Source organism: Streptomyces sp. BE20, assembly GCF_036322525.1.
Lineage (GTDB): Bacteria > Actinomycetota > Actinomycetes > Streptomycetales > Streptomycetaceae > Kitasatospora.
In genome coordinates, this window is the sequence record NZ_JAQYWW010000911.1 from 17,922 (window position 1) to 37,115 (window position 19,194).

The 19,194-nt window shown below is 76.5% G+C and carries 6 protein-coding genes; all 6 read right to left on the minus strand.

What is annotated here, in order from left to right:
• Positions 1 to 3: 3 nt before the first annotated feature.
• The gene (locus tag PUR61_RS20965) at positions 4 to 13,743 is read right to left on the minus strand and encodes a non-ribosomal peptide synthetase (RefSeq protein ID WP_329880700.1); all 13,740 of its coding nucleotides are present in this window, start codon (positions 13,741 to 13,743) and stop codon (positions 4 to 6) included.
• Between the two features lie 56 nt (positions 13,744 to 13,799).
• A complete protein-coding gene (locus PUR61_RS20970; protein WP_329880701.1) occupies positions 13,800 to 14,798 on the minus strand; it encodes a TauD/TfdA family dioxygenase in 999 nt (332 codons plus the stop codon).
• Between the two features lie 8 nt (positions 14,799 to 14,806).
• Positions 14,807 to 15,019 (minus strand): MbtH family protein, encoded by a 213-nt coding sequence (locus tag PUR61_RS20975; protein WP_329880702.1) that lies wholly within the window; start codon positions 15,017 to 15,019, stop codon positions 14,807 to 14,809.
• 237 nt (positions 15,020 to 15,256) lie between these two features.
• Positions 15,257 to 16,441, minus strand: a complete 1,185-nt coding sequence (locus PUR61_RS20980) for a cytochrome P450 (protein WP_329880703.1) — start codon at positions 16,439 to 16,441, stop codon at positions 15,257 to 15,259.
• Positions 16,435 to 17,235, minus strand: a complete 801-nt coding sequence (locus tag PUR61_RS20985; RefSeq protein WP_329880704.1) for a thioesterase II family protein — start codon at positions 17,233 to 17,235, stop codon at positions 16,435 to 16,437. Before PUR61_RS20985 ends, PUR61_RS20980 begins: the two co-directional genes overlap by 7 nt.
• On the minus strand, positions 17,232 to 19,088 hold the full coding sequence (locus PUR61_RS20990; protein ID WP_329880705.1) for a non-ribosomal peptide synthetase: 1,857 nt from the start codon (positions 19,086 to 19,088) through the stop codon (positions 17,232 to 17,234). Before PUR61_RS20990 ends, PUR61_RS20985 begins: the two co-directional genes overlap by 4 nt.
• Between the last annotated feature and the right edge of the window lie 106 nt (positions 19,089 to 19,194).

Below are 19,194 nucleotides of genomic sequence, written 5' to 3' on the forward strand. Positions count from 1 at the left end.
GGGTCACTCTCCAAGCTTCTCGGCCAGCACGGCAGCGATCCGTGCGACGGGGTCGGGCTGTGTCATGGCGCCGTGCTCGCAGGCGATGCGGTGGAGCGTGACGCGGCCGTCCACGTACGGCCGCCAGGCCGCCTCGTAGGGCCAGTCCGCGGGCTTGTCGAGGGTGGCGCCGAAGAAGACGGCGTCGCCCCGGTAGCGGTCCGGCACGTGTTCGGCCATCAGCTTGCGGTGGTGTTCGAAGACGTCGGGCAGGACGCCGGCGGCCTCGCCGAGCAGCGCGGTGAGGTCGGCCTGCCCGCGTCCGTCGGCCGGGTCGTACCCGAGCGAGACGAGCAGCTCGGCGAGGGTGTCGACGGGGTCGTCGGACGGCGGGGCGTCCGCGTACCCGGCGGGGTCGGCCGGCACGCCGTCGAGGAGGGCGAGCAGCGCGACCTCGGCGCCGTCGGCCTGGAGCCGGACGGCCATCGCCTGGGCGACGACCGCGCCGAAGGACCAGCCGAGCAGGTGGTACGGGCCCTCGGGCTGGACGGTGCACAGCTCGCGCACGTAGTCCTCGGCGATCTCGGTGACGGCAGCCGGGGAGCCGCCGCGCAGGCCGCGGGCCTGGAGGCCGTAGACCGGGCGGTCGGGGCCGAGGTGGCGCAGCAGGCCCGAGTAGACCCAGCTGATGCCCGCGGCGGGGTGGACGCAGAACAGCGGGGCCCTGCTGCCGCCGGCGCGGAGCGGGAGCAGCACGTCGAGGGCGTCGGCGGGGTCCGGGGCGCCGGGGGCGCCGGGGGCGCCGGGGGCGCCGGGGGCGCCGGCGGCGGCCGACGGGCCGTCCGCCGCGTCCAGGCGGCGGGCCAGGCCCGCGACGGTGGGGGCCTCGAAGAGGGCCCGCATCCCGAGGTCGGTGCCGAAGGCGGTGCGGATCCGGCCCAGCAGCTTCATGGCGAGCAGCGAGTGGCCGCCGAGGTCGAAGAAGCCGTCGTCGACGGAGACGCCGGGCAGTCCCAGGACCTCCGCGAAGAGGCCGCAGAGCCGTTCCTCGCGCGGGGTGCGGGGCGGGCGTCCGGTGGGCGAGGCGGCGAAGTCCGGGGCGGGCAGGGCGCGGAGGTCGACCTTGCCGGCGGCGGTCAGCGGCAGCGCGTCGAGGAGCACGACGGCGGACGGGACCATGTGGGCGGGCAGCGACTCGGCGGTGAAGGCCCGCAGCTCGGCCGGGTCGAGGGGAGTGTCGGGCGTGGCTCCCGGGCCGGTGTCCCGGCCGGTTCCCCGCGCGGCGGATCCGCCGTCGGCGACCACGTAGGCGACCAGGCGGGGGCCGGCGGCGCCGTCCTCGCGGGCCGTCACGGTGGCGGCGTGGACGCGTGGGTGACGGGAGAGCACGTGCTCGATCTCGCCGGGTTCGACGCGGAAGCCGCGGATCTTGATCTGCTGGTCGGTGCGGCCCAGGTAGGCGAGGGCGCCGTCGCGGGTGCGGCGGACCAGGTCGCCGGTGCGGTACATCCGCTCCCCCGGCGCGCCCACGCCTGCGGCGAAGGGGTCGGCGACGAAGCGCTCGGCGGTCAGGCCCGGGCGGCCGAGGTAGCCGCGGGCCAGGCCCGCCCCGGCGAGGTACAGCTCGCCGGGGACGCCGACGGGCACCGGGTTCAGGTGCTCGTCCAGCACGTACGCCCGAGTCCCGAGGACGGTCCGCCCCAGCGCGGGGCGATCGGTGGCGGCGAACGGCTGGGTGAGCGCGTCGACGGTGGACTCGGTGGGCCCGTACAGGTTGTACGCGGCCGTGGCGGGGGCCTCCCGCAGCCTGGTCCAGAGCGACTGGCCGACGGCCTCGCCGCCGAGCAGCAGCACCCGCGGCGCCGGCGCGGCCAACAGGCCCTCGTCGAGCAGCTGTTCGGCGTAGGAGGGGGTGATCTCCAGGACGTCGACGCGCTCGGCCCGGACGTGCCGGACGAGGGCGGCGGCGTCGCGGCGGACGTCGTCCCCGAGCAGGTGCAGTTCGTGGCCGGCGACCAGCCAGAGCAGGCCGTCCCAGGAGGCGTCGAAGCAGAGCGAGGCGGTGAGGGCGACGCGCAGGCGGCCGTGGGCGCGCTCGGCCGCGCCGATCGGGCCGGTCGGGGCCCGGTGCGAGGCGAGCAGGGCGGCGATCGAGCCGTGGCTCACCACCACGCCCTTGGGGCGGCCGGTGGAACCGGAGGTGTAGACGACGTACGCGGCGTCCCCGGCGGTGGCGCGGGTGGCCGGGGTGCGGGGGGCCGGGGTTCGGGTGGCCGGGGTGCGGGGGGCGGCCGTCCGCTCGGCGGCAGCGCGGGCGGCGGCGGGGCCGTCCGCCGGGCCGGGGCAGAGGGTGGCCAGGCCGTCCAGCAGTTCGGGCAGCGGCCAGCGGTCGTCGGTGAGGACGAGCGCGGGCGCGGCGTCGGCGAGCATGGCGGCGGTCCGGTCGGCCGGGTACTCGGCGTCCAGCGGGAGCGAGGCGGCGCCGGACCTGAGGACGGCGAGCACGGCGACCACCGTCTCGGCGGACCGCGGCAGCGCCAGGGCGACCACCGACTCGGGGCCGGCGCCCGCCGCGACCAGGCGGTCGGCCAGCCGGTCCGCGAGCGCGTCCAGCTCGGCGAAGGTCAGCCGGGTCCTCCCGGAGACCAGGGCGGTCGCGTCCGGCGTCCGGGCCGCCAGGGCCGCGAAGGCGTCCGGCAGCAGCGGCGACTCGGCCGGCGGCGCCGCCGCTCCGGTGAGGAGTTCCGCGCGCTCGGCGGCGGAGAGCAGGTCGGCGCGGCCGATGGACTGTTCGGGGCGGGCGGCCACCGCGGCCAGCAGCCGGCCGAAGCGGACGGCGATCGACTCGACGGTCTCCCGGTCGAACAGGTCGGTCGCGAAGTCGATCGCGCACTCCAGTCCGGCGGGCGCGCCGTCGGCGTCGAAGGACTCGCCCATGCCGACGGAGAGGTCGAACTTCGCCTCGTACCCGCCGACCGGTTCGACGGTGGCCGGCAGGCCGGCCAGGTCGAGCGGTGCGTCCCCGGCGCCGCCCGGCGTGCCGCCCTGGAGCAGCAGCATCACCTGGAAGAGCGGGTGGCGGGCCAGCGAACGGGTGGGGTTGAGCTCCTCGACGAGTCGCTCGAACGGCACGTCCTGGTGGGCGTGAGCGTCGAGTTGGGCCTCCCGGACGCGGTGGAGCAGCTCGGCGAAGGCCGGGTCGCCGGACGTGTCGGTGCGCAGGACGAGCGTGTTGACGAAGAAGCCGACCAGGTCGTCCAGCGCCTCGTCGGTGCGACCGGCGACGACCGAACCGATCGGCACGTCGGTACCGGCGCCGAGCCGGGTGAGCAGCGCCGCCAGGCCCGCCTGGAGGGTCATGAACATCGTGACCCGGTGCTCGCGCGACAACGCGACCAGCGCCCGGTGCAGTTCGGCGCCCAGCGGGAGGACCACGCGGTCGCCGCGGTGGCCGCTGTCGGCGCGGCGGGGGCGGTCCACCGGGAGCGCGAGCTCCTCCGGGAGGTCCGCCAGGGTCTCGCGCCAGTAGGCGAGTTGACCGGCGGCGCGGCTCCCGGGGTCGGTCTCGTCCCCGAGCAGGGCGCGCTGCCACAGCGCGTAGTCGGCGTACTGGACGGGGAGTTGACGCCACCCGGGGGCCGAGCCGTCGCGGCGGGCGGCGTACGCCTCGGCGAGGTCGCGCAGCAGCGGGCCCATCGACCAGCCGTCCCCGGCGATGTGGTGGAGGACGAGGACGAGCAGGTGCTCGTCCGGGGCGAGCGGGAGCAGGTGGGCGCGGACCGGGAGGTCGGCGGCCAGGTCGAAGGGGATCGCGGCGCAGGCGGCCACGGCGGCGGCGGGGTCGGCGGGCGGGGCGGGGTGGCGGTCGAACGGGACGTGGGCCCCGGTGGGCGGAACGATCCACTGGTGGGGCTCGCCGTCCTGCTCGGTGACACGTGTGCGCAGGCTCTCGTGCCGGGCCGCCAGGTCGCCGAGGGCCGCTTCGAGGGCGGTCGGGTCCAGTGCTCCGGTGAGGCGCAGCGCGATCGGGAGGTTGTAGAGGGCGCTCGGGCCCTCCATCCGGTCGATCAGCCAGAGCCGTCGCTGGGCGAAGGAGAGCGGCAGCCGCTCCGGGCGCTCGCCGGCCGTCAGGGCCGGCCGGGCGTCGGAGCCGTCCAGCCGCCGGTCCAGGCCCGCCACGGTCGGGGCCTCGAAGACGTCCCGGATCCCCAGCTCGGCGCCGAGCGCCGAACGGACCCGGCTGACCAGCTTCATCGCGAGCAGCGAGTGGCCGCCGAGGGCGAAGAAGTCGTCGTCGATCGAGACGGTCGGCAGCCCGAGGACCTCGGCGACGAGGCCGCAGAGCAGTTCCTCGCGGGCGGTGCGGGCGGCCCGGCCGCCGGCGAAGAGCCCGAAGTCCGGGTCGGGCAGGGCGCGGCGGTCGATCTTGCCGCTGCCGGTCAGCGGCAGCGTGTCGAGGGTGACGACGGCGGACGGCACCATGTGGGCGGGCAGCGACTCGGCGGCGAACCGGCGCAGTTCGAGGGCGAGTTCGGTGCCGGGCGCGGCCGTCGCGCAGTGGGCGACGAGGCGGCGGTCCCCGTCGGCGCTCTCGTGCAGGGTGACGACGGCCTGACGGACGGTCTCGTGGCGGGCGAGCACCTGCTCGATCTCGCCGAGTTCGATGCGGAAGCCGCGCACCTTGACCTGGTGGTCGGTGCGGCCGAGGTACTCGACCCGGCCGTCGCGGGTGCGGCGGACCAGGTCGCCGGTGCGGTACATCCGCTCCCCCGCCGCGCCCGCCCCCGCGGCGATGGGGTCGGCGGCGAAGGGGTCGGCGACGAAGCGCTCGGCGGTCAGCCCCGGGCGGCCGAGGTAGCCGCGGGCCAGGCCCGCCCCGGCGAGGTACAGCTCGCCGGGGACGCCGACGGGCACCGGGTTCAGGTGCTCGTCCAGCACGTACGCCCGAGTCCCGAGGACGGTCCGCCCCAGCGACGGGCGGTCCGAGTCGGCGAACGCCTGGATCAGGGCGTCGACGGTGCACTCGGTGGGCCCGTACAGGTTGTACGCGGCGGTGGCGGGGGCCTCCCGCAGCCTGGTCCAGAGCGACTGGCCGACGGCCTCGCCGCCGAGCAGCAGCACCCGCGGCGCCGGCGCGCCCGGCGGGACCTCGCCCGGCAGGCCCCCGCCCGGCAGGAGCTCGTCCAACAGGCCCTCGTCCAGGAGCTGTTCGGCGTAGGACGGGGTGACGTTGACGACGTCGACGCCCGTCTGCCGGAGGTGGCGGACCAGCGCGGCGGGTTCGCGGCGCAGCTCGTCGTCGATCAGGTGCAGTTCGTGGCCGGCGACCATCCAGAGCAGGCTGTCCCAGGAGGCGTCGAAGCAGAGCGAGGCGGTCAGGGCGACGCGGAGCCGGCCGTGCCGCCGCTCGACGTCGCCGAAGGTGTCGGCCCGGTGCGCGGCGAGCAGGGCGGCGATCGAGCCGTGGCTCACCACCACGCCCTTGGGGCGGCCGGTGGAACCGGAGGTGTAGATGACGTAGGCGGCGTCGGACGGCCCGACCCGGGCGGGGAGGGCGTCGGCGGGCTGCCCGGCCCACAGGTGCTCGTCGGTACGGAGCTGCGGGAAGCCGTCCAGGGCCTCCGGCAGCGGCCAGGCCGCGTCGGTGAGGACGACCGCCGGGCGGGCGTCGGCCAGCATGTGGGCGGTGCGGTCGAGGGGGTGGTCGGCGTCCAGTGGCAGGAAGGCGGCGCCGGCCTTGAGCACCGCGAGCCGGGCGACCACCGTGTCCGCCGACCGGGACAGGGCCAGCGCGACCAGCGACTCCGGGCCGAGGCCGGCCGCCGTCAGGCCGTGGGCGAGACGGTTGGCGCGGGCGTCGAGTTCGGCGTAGGTCAGCCGGGCGCCCCGGAAGACCAGGGCGGTGAGCTCCGGCGTGCGGGCCGCCCGGTCCTCGAAGACGGCCGGGACGAGCGGCCGGTCGGCGGGCGACGGCCGCGCGCCGCCGAGCAGTTCGGCGCGCTCGCCCTCGGCCAGCAGGTCGGCGCGGCCGATCCGCTGCCCCGGCCGCTCGACCACGGCCGCCAGCAGCCGGCCGAAGCGGGCGGCGATCGACTCGACCGTCTCGCGGTCGAACAGGTCGGTGGCGTAGTCGATCGCGCAGTCCAGTCCGGCGGGCGCGCCGTCGGGGCCGAAGAACTCCTCCAGCGTCACGTTCAGGTCGAACTTGGCGACTCCGGTGCCGGCCGGCAGCGGCTCGGCCCGCAGACCGGCCAGCTCCGGCTCGGCCTCCTCGGTGGACTGCAGGACCATCGCCACCTGGAAGAGCGGGTGGCGGGCCAGCGAACGGGCCGGGTTGAGCTCCTCGACCAGCCGCTCGAACGGCACGTCCTGGTGGGCGTAGGCGCCGAGGCCGGTCTCCCGGACCCGGCCGAGGAGCTCGGTGAAGGTCGGGTCGCCGGACGTGTCGGTGCGCAGGACGAGCGTGTTGACGAAGAAGCCGACCAGGTCGTCCAGCGCCTCGTCCGAGCGGCCGGCGACGACCGAGCCGATCGGCACGTCGGTACCGGCGCCGAGCCGGGTGAGCAGCGCCGCCAGGCCCGCCTGGAGGGTCATGAACATCGTGACCCGGTGCTCGCGCGACAACGCGACCAGCGCCCGGTGCAGTTCGGCGTCGATCGGCAGGGCCACCCGGTCGCCGCGGTGATCGGCGCGGGCGCCGCGCGGGCGGTCCGCCGGGAGGGCCAGCTCCTCCGGGAGGTCTGCCAGGGTCTCGCGCCAGTAGGCGAGTTGGCCGGCAGCGAGGCTTTCCGGGTCGGTCTCGTCGCCGAGCAGGGCACGCTGCCACAGCGCGTAGTCGGCGTACTGGACGGGGAGTTGACGCCACGCGGGAGATTCGCCGTCGCGGCGGGCGGCGTACGCCTCGGCGAGGTCGCGCAGCAGCGGGCCCATCGACCAGCCGTCCCCGGCGATGTGGTGCAGTGCCACCACCAGGACGTGGTCCTCGGGGGCGATCCGCAGCAGGGTGACGCGCACGGGCGGCTCGGCGGCCAGGTCGAAGGGGCGGCGGGCCGCCCGGTCGACCTCGGCGTCGACGGCCACGGGCGCGCAGTCGAGGAGTTCGACCCGCAGGGGCGCCTCGGCGGGGGTGAGGATCCGCTGGTGGGGCTCACCGTCCTGCTCCGCGATGACGGTGCGCAGGCTCTCGTGCCGGGCCGCCAGGTCGCCGAGGGCCGCTTCGAGGGCGGTCGGGTCCAGTGCTCCGGTGAGGCGCAGCGCGAGCGGCATGTTGTAGAGGGCGCTCGGGCCCTCCATCCGGTCGATCAGCCAGAGCCGCTGCTGCGCGAAGGAGAGCGGCAGCCGCTCCGGGCGCTCGCCGGCCGTCAGGGCCGGCCGGGCGTCGGAGCCGCCCAGCCGCCGGTCCAGGCCCGCCACGGTCGGGGCCTCGAAGACGTCCCGGATCCCCAGCTCCGCGCCGAGCGCGGTGCGGACCCGGCTGAGCAGCTTGGTGGCGAGCAGCGAGTGGCCGCCGAGGGCGAAGAAGTCGTCGTCGACGGTGACCTCCGGCAGGCCGAGGATCTCGGCGAACAGCCCGCAGAGAATCTCCTCGCGCGCCGTCCGGGCGGCCCGGCCCCCGGTCGCGGCGGCGAAGTCGGGGGCAGGCAGGGCGGCCCGGTCGAGCTTGCCGTTGACGTTGAGCGGCAGCGCGTCCAGGGTCACGAAGGCGGCCGGGACCATATAGTCGGGCAGGGCGGCGGCCGCGTGGGCGCGCAGCGCGGCCGGGTCGAGCTGCGGCGTGCCGACCACGTAGGCGACCAGCCGGGTGCCGGCCGCGCCGTCCCGGTGGGGCAGCACGGCGGCGCGCAGCACGTCGGGGTGGGCGGTGAGAGTCGTCTCGATCTCGCCGGGTTCGATCCGGAAGCCGCGCACCTTGACCTGGTGGTCGGTGCGGCCCAGGTACTCGACCCGGCCGTCGGGGCGGCGGCGGGCGAGGTCGCCGGTGCGGTACATGCGCTCCCCCGCCACTCCCGCCGCTGCGCCGAAGGGATCGGCGACGAAGCGCTCGGCGGTCAGGCCCGGGCGGCCGAGGTAGCCGCGGGCCAGGCCCACCCCCGCCAGGTACAGCTCACCGGGGACGCCGACGGGCACCGGGTTCAGCTGCCCGTCGAGGACGTACGCGCGGAGGTTGGGCAGCGGGCGGCCGATCAGCGGGCGGCCGTCGGCGGTGAGCCGGTGGTACAGCGCGTCGACGGTGCACTCGGTGGGGCCGTACACGTTGAGGACGGCGGTGTCGGGGGCGGCGGCGAGGACGCTCCAGAGGGACTGGCCGAGGGCCTCGCCGCCGACCATCACGAGGGCGGGCGGGCAGACGGCGAGCAGGCCCTCCTCGACCAGCCGTTCGGCGTGGCCGGGGGTGATGTCGAGGACGTCGGCCCCGGTGCGCGCGAGGTGGCGGACGACGGCGGCGGCGTCGCGGCGCAGGTCGTCGTCCAGTACGTGCAGCTCGTGGCCGGCGACCATCCAGAGCAGCGCTTCGAGTGACGTGTCGAAGGACAGCGAGGCGGTCTGGGCGAAGGTGAACCGCCGCCCGGGGCGGGCCTGTTCGGCGACGGTGACGGTCTCGGTGCGGTGGAAGGCGAGCAGGTTGGCGAAGCCGGCGTGGCGGACCACGACGCCCTTGGGGCGGCCGGTGGAGCCGGAGGTGTAGATGACGTACGCGGCGTTCTCGGGGCCGGCCGTGGCCGGAAGGTCACCGGCGGGCCGGTCGGCCCACGCCTCCGGGGCGGCGGGCAGGACGGGCAGGCCGTCCAGCACCTCGGGCAGCGGCCAGTCGTCGGTGGTGAGGACGGCCGCCGGGCGGGCGTCGGCGAGCAGGTAGGCGATCCGGTCGCGGGGGTAGTCGGCGTCCAGCGGCAGGAAGGCGGCACCGGCCTTGAGCACGGCGAGCAGGGCGACCACCGACTCGGCCGACCGGGGCAGCGCGAGGGCGACCACCGACTCGGGGCCGACGCCGGCGGCCCGCAGGCCGTGCGCGAGGCGGTTGGCGCGGGCGTTCAGCTCGGCGTAGGTCAGCCGGGTGTCCCGGAAGACCAGGGCGGTGAGCTCCGGCGTGCGGGCCGCCCGGTCCTCGAAGACGGCCGGGACGAGGGCGTCGGGCGCGAGGCCGTCAGGGACGAGGGCGTCCGGCCCCGGGCGGGCGGTGCCGTGCCAGTCGGCCAGGGCCGCCCGGCCGGCCTCGCCGAGCACGTCCAGCTCGGCGACCGGGAGGTCCGGGCGCTCGGCGACCTGGGCGAGGATCGCGGTGAGGGCGGCGGCGAGCCGCTCGGCGGTGCTCCGGTCGAAGAGGTCGGTGGCGAACTCCAGGCCGCCTTCCAGCCCCGCCGGGGCGCCGTCCGGGTGGTGGCGTTCGGAGAGGTTGAGGGTGAGGTCGAAGGCGGTGGTCGGCAGGCCGAGCGGCTCGTAGGCGGTGCGGGTGCCCGGGAACTCCGGACCTCCGCCGCCGGTGGTGTTGTCGAAGGCGATCATCACCTGGAAGAGCGGGTGGCGGGCCAGCGTGCGGGCCGGGTTCAGCTCCTCGACCAGGCGCTCGAACGGCACGTCCTGGTGCGCGTAGGCGGCGAGGTCGGCCTCCCGGACGCGGGCCAGCAGCTCGGCGAAGGCGGGGCGGCCGGCGAGGTCGGTGCGCAGCACCAGGGTGTTGGCGAAGAAGCCGACCAGGTCGTCGAGGGCCTCGTCGAGGCGGCCGGCCAGCGGGGTGCCGATCGGCAGGTCGTCGCCGGCGCCGAAGCGGTGCAGCAGGGTGGCGTACGCGGCCTGGAGCACCATGAACAGGGTCGCCCCGTGCGCGGTGGCCAGGGCGGCCAGCCGGGCGTGGAGGGTCGCGTCCAGCTCCAGCGGGACGACGTCGCCGCGGTGGGTGGCGACGGGCGGGCGGGGGCGGTCCGCGGGGAGCGGCAGCTCGTCCGGCAGGCCGGCCAGGGCCTCGCGCCAGTGGGCGAGCTGACGGCCGAGCGGGCTGTGCGGGTCGGTGTCGGAGCCGAGCAGCCGGTACTGCCAGAGGGTGTAGTCGGCGTACTGGACCGGCAGCGGTTCCTGGACCGGCCGTTCGCCGCCGAGCCGGGCCGTGTAGGCCTCGGTGAGGTCGTGGAAGAGCGGCCGCAGCGACCAGCCGTCGCCGGCGATGTGGTGCAGGACCAGCAGCAGGACGTGCTCGTCCGCGCCCTCGGGCCGCAGGTAGGCGTGCAGCGGGACGTCGGCGGCCAGGTCGAAGGTGTGGCCGGTGAGTTCGTCGACCGGGCGGTCGGTGACGGTGAGCAGCGGGCCGGGCGGGGCGGGCAGCACCCGCTGGTAGGGGATGCCGTCGTGCTCGCCGAAGACGGTGCGCAGGGCCTCGTGCCGGTCGACGACGTCGCCGAGGGCGCGTTCGAGGGCGGCCGGGTCGAGCGGGCCGGTCAGCCGCAGGGCGAGGGTCACGTTGTAGGTGGCGGCGGGGCCCTCGGCCCGGCCGAGGAACCAGAGGCGGCGCTGGGCGAAGGACACCGGCAGCCGTTCGGGGCGCTCCTCCCGGCCCAGCACGATCCGGGCGGGGCCGGCGGCGGCCCCTGCGGACCCGGCACGGCCGACGGAGGCGGTGGCGGCGGCAGGCCCGGTCGGGCCGCTCGGCCCGGCGGCGAGGCGGGCGGCGAGGGCGGCCACGGTCGGCGCCCGGAAGAGGTCGCCGATGGCGAGTTCCGCGCCGAGTTCGGTGCGGGCCCGGCCGACCAGGCGGGTGGCGAGCAGGGAGTGGCCGCCGAGTTCGAAGAAGTCGTCGTCGACGGTGATGCCGTCGATGCCGAGGATCTCGCCGAAGAGTGCGCAGAGGGCGCGCTCGCGGTCGTCGCGCGGGGCGCGGCCCGCGGTGTCGGCGGCGAGGTCGGGGGCGGGCAGGGCGCGCCGGTCGACCTTGCCGTTGGCGTTGAGCGGCAGGGCGGGGAGCACGACGACGGCGGACGGGACCGTGTACGCGGGGAGCGTCCCGGCGGCGAACTGCCTGAGCTCGGCGGCGAGTCCGGACGCGCCGTCCGGGGCGGCGGCGCAGTAGCCGACCAGCCGGGTGTCGCCGGGGCGGTCCTCGCGGGCGATCACGACGACCTGCCGGACGGCGGGGTGGCGGGAGAGCACCGCCTCGATCTCGCCGAGCTCGATCCGGAAGCCGCGGATCTTGACCTGGCCGTCGATCCGGCCGAGGAACTCGACCGCGCCGTCGGCCCGGCGGCGCACCAGGTCACCGGTGCGGTACATCCGCTCCCCCGGCGTGAAGGGGTCGGCGACGAACCGCTCGGCGGTCAGCGCGGGCCGGCGCCAGTATCCGCGGGCCAGACCGGCCCCGGCGACGTACAGCTCGCCGGGGACACCGGCCGGGACGGGCTGCAGCCGCGCGTCCAGGACGTGGGCGCGCATGTTGTCGAGCGGGCCGCCGATCGGTGCGCGGGGGCCCGCCAGGTCGGCGGGGGCGAGGTGGTGGAACGTGGCGAAGGTGGTGGCCTCGGTGGGGCCGTAGACGTGGGCGAGCAGCAGGTCGGGGCAGCGGTCGAGGACGCGGCGCAGCAGGGTGGCGGAGGCCGCCTCGCCGCCGGTGCAGACGGTGCGCAGGGCGGTGAAGGTCTCGGGGGCCTGCTCGGCGACCAGGTCGAAGAGCGCCTTGGTCAGGAAGACGGCGGTCACGTCGTGCCGGGTGGCGACGGCGTGCAGGGCGGCGGCGTCCAGGGTGCCGGGCGGGGCGACCACCACCGTGGCCCCGTTCAGCAGGGGCGTCCACAGTTCGTAGGTGGCGGCGTCGAAGGCGTGCGGGGAGTGCAGCAGGATCCGCTCGTGCCGGCCGTCCTGCCAGCGGCGGTCGGCGGCGAGGTCGACGACGTCGCGGTGGCGGACGGCGACGCCCTTGGGGGTGCCGGTGGAGCCGGAGGTGAACATCACGTAGGCGAGCCGGTCGGGGTGGACGGGCAGGCCCGGGTCGTGGTCGGGGGCGTCGTGCCCGTCACCGGGCCGGACCACGGCGGCGGTGTGCGGGAAGCCCGGGTCCGCGCGGTCGGTGAGCAGGACGGGGGCACCGGTGTCGGCGAGCAGGGCGGCCATCCGCTCGGGCGGCAGGCCGGCGTGCATCGGGACGTAGCAGCCGCCGGCCTTGAGCACGGCGAGGGTGGCGACGACCAGGTCGACCGAGCGCTCCATCAGCAGGGCGACCGGGGACTCGGGGCCGACGCCGCTGGCGATCAGGTGGTGGGCGAGCCGGTTGGCGCGGGCGTCGAGCTCGGCGTAGCCGACGGTGCCGCCGTCGTGGGCGAGCGCGACCGCGTCGGGGGTGCGGGCGGCCTGCGCCGCGAACAGGGCGGGCAGGGAGCCGGTCCGGACCGGGGCGGCGGTGGCGTTCCAGGTGTCGACCAGGAGGGTGCGCTCCGCGGGGCCGAGGACGTCGAGGGCGCCGATCGGGGCCGCGGGGTCGGCCGCCGCGGCGGCGAGCAGCCGGCCGAGCCGCTCGAACAGGGCGGCGACGGTGGCCCGGTCGTAGAGGTCGGCCGCGTACTCGACCGAGCCGGTGAGGCCCGCGGGGGCGCCGTCCGGGCCGTGCCGTTCGGTGATGCCGATGTTGAGGTCGAACTTCGCCACCCGAAGGCCGAGCGGCTCGGGCTCCGACTCCATCCCGGGCAGGCCGAGTTCGCCCTCCTCGTGGTTCTGCAGGACCAGCAGGGTCTGGAAGAGCGGGTGGCGGCCGAGCACGCGGGTCGGGTTGACCTCCTCGACCAGCCGCTCGAACGGAACGTCCTGGTGGGAGAACGCGTCGAGCTGGGACTCCCGGACCCGGCCGAGGAGTTCGGCGAAGGTCGGGTCCCCGGAGGTGTCCGTGCGCAGGACGAGCGTGTTGACGAAGAAGCCGACCAGGTCGTTCAGCGCCTCGTCGGAGCGGCCGGCCACGCCGGTGCCGAGCGGGATGTCGGTGCCGGCGCCGAGGCGGGTGAACAGGGCGGCCAGGCCGGCCTGGAGGACGGAGAACAGGGTGGACCGGTGGCGGCGCGCCAGATCGGCCAGCGCGGCGTGCAGGTCGGCGCCGTAGACGAACGGGACGGCGTCGGCGGCGCCGGTCGGGACGGGGGGCCGGGGGCGGTCGGCCGGGAGCTCCAGTTCCTCCGGGAGACCGGACAGGACTCCTCTCCAGTAGTCGAGTTGACGGCTCATCAGGCTTTCGCGGTCCGACTCCTCGCCGAGCAGCTCGCGCTGCCAGAGGGTGTAGTCGGCGTACTGGACCGGCAGCGGCTCCCAGGCGGGGGCGGAGCCGGCCAGCCGGGCCCGGTAGGCGGTGGCGAGGTCGCGCAGCAGGGGGCCGAGCGACCAGCCGTCACCGGCGATGTGGTGGAGCACGACGAGCAGCACGTGCTCGGTGGGCGAGAGCGAGAAGACCGTGACCCTGAGGGGGAGTTCGGCCGCCAGGTCGAAGGTGCGGGCGGCGGCCCGGTCCAGCACGGCGGGGTAGTCCCCGCCGTCCGGTCCCGGTGCGCAGTCCACCGTCTCGAAGGCGATCGACGCCTCCGCGGACGGCAGGATCCGCTGCACCGGGACTCCCCCGACCACCGGGAACACCGTGCGCAGGGCCTCGTGCCGGGCGACCACGTCCGCCGTCGCGGCCCGCAGCGCGGCGGTGTCCGGCGCACCGCGCAGCCGGACCGCGAACGGCAGGTTGTAGAGCGCGGTCGGCCCTTCGATCTGGTCGACCAGCCAGAGCCGCTGCTGTGCGTACGAAACCGGGATCACGGTGCTTCCTCTACTCACGTCTACTCACGTCACGGCGTGGGAAATGGGTGGCGGCCTCAGGCCGGGACGGCGGTGGTGGGCAGCACGCCGGGTCGGCAGTCCAGGACGTCGACCGGCCGGCCCATCGCGACGACGATCCTCCGGTCGCCGCGGAACGGGTCGCGGCCGTGCGCACAGAGCACGTTGTCCACCAGCATCACGTCGCCGACCTGCCAGGTCTCGCGGACGGTCGCGGCCTCGTACGCGGCGTTGAGCGCGTCCACGTCCTCCCGCGGGAGCGGTTCGCCGTCGCCGAAACCGGTGTTGAACGGCAGGCCGTCCGCGCCGAACTCGTCGACCATGGCCTCCCGGATGTCCGGGTCGAGCGACCACTCGTTCCAGAAGGCCAGGTGGTTGAACCAGACCTCCTCGTCGGTGTGCGGGTGGTGGACGGTGGCCGGGCGCAACTGGCTGGTGCGCAGGTTGCCGTCCGGCAGCCACTCCCAGGAGATGCCGTTCTCGCGGCAGTACTGCTCGACGTCGGCCCGGTCCTCGGTGCCGAAGGCGGTCCGCCAGCCGAGCGAGACGTAGTCGGAGTAGGTGCGGGTGAGCGTCCAGCCGGAGGAGCGACCGCGCGCCGCCAGGTGCGCGGGCAGCCCGGCGAGGACCTTGCGGACGTCGGCCGTCGGGGTGGCGCCGCCCTCCTCCGGGGCCGTCAGGCAGGCGAAGAGCAGCCGGCCGGGGAAGGTCAGGGTGTAGCTGTTCTCGTTGTGCATCCGGATCGACTGCGCGGGCGGCAGGTCCGTCGACGAGAAGACGCCGTCGCCGAAGTCGCTGCGCGGGGTGGCCTTCTCCCGGTACGGGGTCGGCTCGGGGATCAGCACGTCGCGGACGGCGGCGACGTCCGCGGCGGTGGCCACCGGCAGCCCGCGCAGGAAGATCGTGCCGTGCTCGTGCAGGGCGGCGGTCAGCTCGGCCTCGTGGTCCCGCAGCCAGGCGCAGGCCCCGGCGAGGTCGGCGGCGGCCGGGACGCGGGTGAGGGCCGGACGGCCGGGGTTCAGCTCCCAGGTCGGCATGGCGGCGCTCACCGGGTGCCGAGGGCGGCCACCAGGCCGGCCGGGCGGATGTCGGTCCAGTTGGCCTCGATCCAGTCCAGGCAGTCCTGGCGGGTGGCCTCGCCGTGGACGGTGGTCCAGCCGGCCGGCACGTCGATCCAGACCGGCCAGAGCGAGTGCTGGTTCTCGTCGTTGACCAGCACCAGGTAGCCGGCGTTGTCGTCCTCGAACGGGTTGCTCACGGTGGTCTCCTCGAAGGGGGTGTGGCCTGGGGTGTGGTTCGAAGGTATCGGCGCCGTACGGGCCCGGGCGGCACAAGGCCCGGCAGGTGAGCGGCAGTTAGCCACCTGCCGGGCGGGGGCCCGGGACCGGGGTCCGGTCGGTGCGGGAGGAGGGTCGTGGGCGGGGTCGTGGCGGGGTCGTTGGCCGGGTTCGGGAGCGGCAGCGGGGTCGTGCGCGGGGGCCGGGGCGGGGGCCGGTCAGCGCGGGGTGAGGCGGACCGGGAGGTGGTCCAGGCCGAAGTTGATGATCGACCGGTTGTACTGGACCGGCCCCGCCGGCTCGATCGCCGCGGCTTTCTCCAGCGCCGCCGAGAACAGCGCGCCCAGCTCGGCCTTGGCCAGCGGCGCACCGATGCAGTAGTGGGCCCCCAGGCCCAGCGCGAGGTGCTTGTTGGGCGAACGGTCCAGCCGGACCTCCTCGGGCCGGTCGAAGGTCTCCGGGTCCCGGTTCGCGGACCAGACCCAGACCGCCACCCGGTCGCCGCGCCGGATCTGCCGCCCGGCCAGCTCGATGTCCCGGGTCGCGGTACGCAGCGTGTGCAGGCCGACCGAGGTCCACCGCAGCAGCTCGTCCACGGCCGAGTCCATCGACACCTCGCCCTGCTGCAACCGCCGCCACAGGTCGGGCCGCTGGACCAGGGTGTGCAGGCCCATCGCCGCGGTGTGCCGGACCGTCTGGACGCCGCCGACCACGATGTTGTCCAGGTTGAGCACCACGTCCTCGATCGGCATCAGCCGCCCGCCGACCTTGTAGGTGGCCATCATGGAGATCAGGTCGTCCCGCGGGTCGGTGCGGCGCAGCATCACCTGGTGCATCAGGTACGGGATCAACTGCTGGTGCCCGGCGCGGCGTTCCTCCGGCGTGCTGCCGAGGAAGGCCACGTCGCAGACCCGGACCATCATGTCGCGGTCCTGCTCGGGGACGTCCAGCAGATCGCACATCACGGCGAGCGGCAGCGCCGAGACCACGTCGACGAGGTCGGCCTCGCCCTGCTCCACGGCCCGGTCGAAGAGCTCCCCGGCCCGCTCGGCGATCGACCGGGAAGCCCCGCGCACCCCGCCCTTGGAGAAGAACGGGTTCGCCGGAGCCCGCAGTTCACGGTGCCGGGGCGGGTCCGTGAGGGCCATCATCCGGCCGGAGCCGACCGGCACCTTGCCCTCGCCCGAGCCCAGCAGCGAGCCGGACTCCGAGCTGAACACGGCCGCGTTGCGCAGCACGTCCGCCGACTCGCGGTAGGTCATCACCGACCAGACCGGCCCGTCGTCCATGGTGTCGGTGCGGTGGACGGGCGCCTCGCGGCGCAGCTCGTCGACCAGGGCCGGGGTGTCGGGGCGGGCCCAGAGGGCCGGGTCGGTGAGGTCGACGGCGGTGGTGGTCACCATTGCTGCTCCCTGGTGTCGTGCGCGGGGACGGAGGTCTGGCGGCCCGCCAGGAGGGTGGTCAGGAGGCCGACCGGACCGGGGCGGTCGACGGTGGCCAGGAGGTGCCCGCCGGGGACGACGTGGTGGCCGAAGTCGCCGCGGGTGTGCGCGGCCCAGCCGGTGAGGTCGGTGGCGCCGAGCATCGGGTCGTCGGCGCCGGCCACCGCGTACAGCGCGGGGCCGATCGGCGCGTGCGGGCGGTACCGGTAGGTGGCGCTGACCGCGAGGTCGGTGCGGATGCCGGCGAGTGCCAGGTCGACGAGTTCGGGCTCGGCCCGGACGACCTCCTCCAGGCCGGTGAGCCGCAGCAGCTCGGACGCGTCGAGGTCCCGGGACTCCCGCTCGGTCCACGCGGCGGGGCTGGGCGCGGCGGCGGCCACCACCAGCTCGGGGCGGCGGTCGGCGGGCAGCGCGCGGGCGGCCTCGTAGGCGAGCAGGGCGCCGAAGCTCTGCCCGTAGAAGCCGAACCGGCCACCGTCCAGGTGCGGGGCGATCGCCCCGGTCACGGCCGCCACCAGGGCGTCGAAGTCGGGCGGCATCGGGTGCCGGCTGCGCCCGCCGCGGGCCGGCGGGCGCAGCGCCCAGACCTCCGCGGCCGGGGCGAGCGCCCGGGCCAGCGGGGTGTAGGCGGTGGCGTCGCCGCCGGCGTGCGGGAAGCAGAACAGCCGGAACGGGCGGTGGGGCTGGGGCGCGGGGACGAGGAACCAGTCGCCCTCGATCCGCGGGCGGGCGGTCGGCCGGACGGCGGTGCTCATCGGACGGCCTCCCGGCGGGCGGTGAGCGCGGGGCGCGGGGCGGCCGGGCCCGCCTCGGTGGCGCGGCGGACGGCGGCGGTGAACCCGGCGAGGTCGTCGGCGTCCAGCAGGTGCCGGAGCTGGAGCTCCACGTCGAGCTTGCGGCGCAGCAGGTGGACGACGCGCAGGGCGGCGAGCGAGTGGCCGCCGAGCGAGAGGAAGTCGTCGGTGGGCTCGACGGAGGGGACGCCGAGCACGGTGCGCCAGACCTCGGCGACCAGCTCGTCCACTCCCCCGGGCCCGTCGGCCGCGGCGCTCCCGGCGGTGTCCGCCGACGGCGCGGGCAGGGCGCGGTGGTCGACCTTGCCGTTGGGGGTGAGCGGCAGTGCGGCCAGCACGGTCACGGTGGCCGGCACCAGGTGGGCGGGCACGGTGCGGCGCAGTTCGGCGAGCAGTTCGGCGGGGCGGGCCCCGCCCGTGACGTAGCCGGCCAGCCGGACGTCCCCGGGGGCGGCCTCGTACACGGTGGCCGCGGCCGCCGTGACCCCGTCCAGGGCGGCCAGGGCGTGCTCGACCTCGCCCAGCTCGACCCGGAAGCCGCGCAGCTTGACCTGCCGGTCGACCCGGCCGACGTACTCCAGCAGCCCTTCGGCGCTGCGCCGGGCCTGGTCGCCGGTCCGGTACATCCGGGCGCCCGGCTCCGTCGTGAACGGGTCGGCGACGAACCGGCCCGCCGTCAGGCCGGGGTGGCCCGGGTAGCCGTGTGCCACGCCCGGCCCGGCCAGGTACAGCTCGCCGACGGCGCCGGCGTCGGTGACCGGGGCGAGCCGGTCGTCCAGCAGGTAGGTGCGGACGCCGGGCAGCGGCTCGCCCAGGTGCGGGCCGGGGCCGGTGATCCAGGTGGTGACCGCCTCGACGGTGCACTCGGTGGGCCCGTACAGGTTGAGCGCCTCGATGCCGCCGTCGGCCAGCTCGCGCCAGGTGCGCGCGGGCACCGGCTCGCCGCCCATGAACAGGCGCGGCACCCGGGCGCCTGCCAGCGGCTCGCGGAGCAGCGGCCAGTGCGAGGGGGTCAGGTCGAGGTCGGTGACGCCGTACTCGGCGAGGAGCGCGGCGAGCCGGAGCGGGTCGGCGCGCCGGGCGTCGTCGATCACCACCAGGGTGTCGCCGCGGCAGAGCCGGGTCCACTGGGGGACGGAGGCGTCGAAGGAGACGCTGGCGTTCCAGCCGACCACGGCCGGCTCGGGGCGGTGGGCGCCGCGCTGTGCCAGGGCGTCGGCGAGGTGGGCGACGCCGCCGTGGGTCACCTCGACCCCCTTGGGCCGGCCGGTGGAGCCGGAGGTGTAGATGACGTAGGCGGAGTCGGCCGGGTGCGGGGTGAAGTCGGCGAACGGCGCGTCGCCCTCCGGTCCGTCGGCGGACGGCGCTTCGGTGTCGGGGCGGAGCACCGGGACGCCGGCCGGGACCGGCGGCGAGGTGTCGGTGCTGACCACGGCGGCGAGGCGGGCGTCGGCGGCCATGAAGGAGATCCGCTCGGCCGGGTAGGCCGGGTCCAGTGGGACGTACGCGGCGCCGGCCCGCCAGGTGGCGAGCAGCGCGACCGGCAGGTCGGCGGTCCGGGCGAGGTGGATGCCGACCCGGTCGCCGCGCCGGACGCCGTGTGCCCGGAGGGCGCGGGCCAGGGCGGCGGTGCGGCGGTCCAGGGCGGCGAAGTCGAGGCTGCCGTCGACGCCGTGCACCGCGGGCCGGCCGGGGTGGGCGGCGACCGCGGCGCGCAGCCGGGTCAGCAGGTCGACGGCGGCGGCGGGAGCGGGAGCGGAGGCAGCGGCGGGGGCGGGCTCGGTGGGGGCGGCCGGCTCGGCGAAGGTGGTCATGCGGGGGCACTCCTCGGTCAGGTCGGGCAGATCACGTCGGGTGGGGCGCGCAGGCGGGCGCGCGGGAGCGGCGGCAGCGCGCGGCGAAGGCGGGTACGCGGGGCGG

Excerpts from the sequence above, each read along its gene's own strand:
- PUR61_RS20970 (WP_329880701.1), bottom strand. The coding sequence starts at position 14,798 with ATGCCGACCTGGGAGCTGAACCCCGGCCGTCCGGCCCTCACCCGCGTC.
- PUR61_RS20980 (WP_329880703.1), bottom strand. The coding sequence starts at position 16,441 with ATGGTGACCACCACCGCCGTCGACCTCACCGACCCGGCCCTCTGGGCC.
- PUR61_RS20985 (WP_329880704.1), bottom strand. The coding sequence starts at position 17,235 with ATGAGCACCGCCGTCCGGCCGACCGCCCGCCCGCGGATCGAGGGCGAC.
- PUR61_RS20990 (WP_329880705.1), bottom strand. The coding sequence starts at position 19,088 with ATGACCACCTTCGCCGAGCCGGCCGCCCCCACCGAGCCCGCCCCCGCC.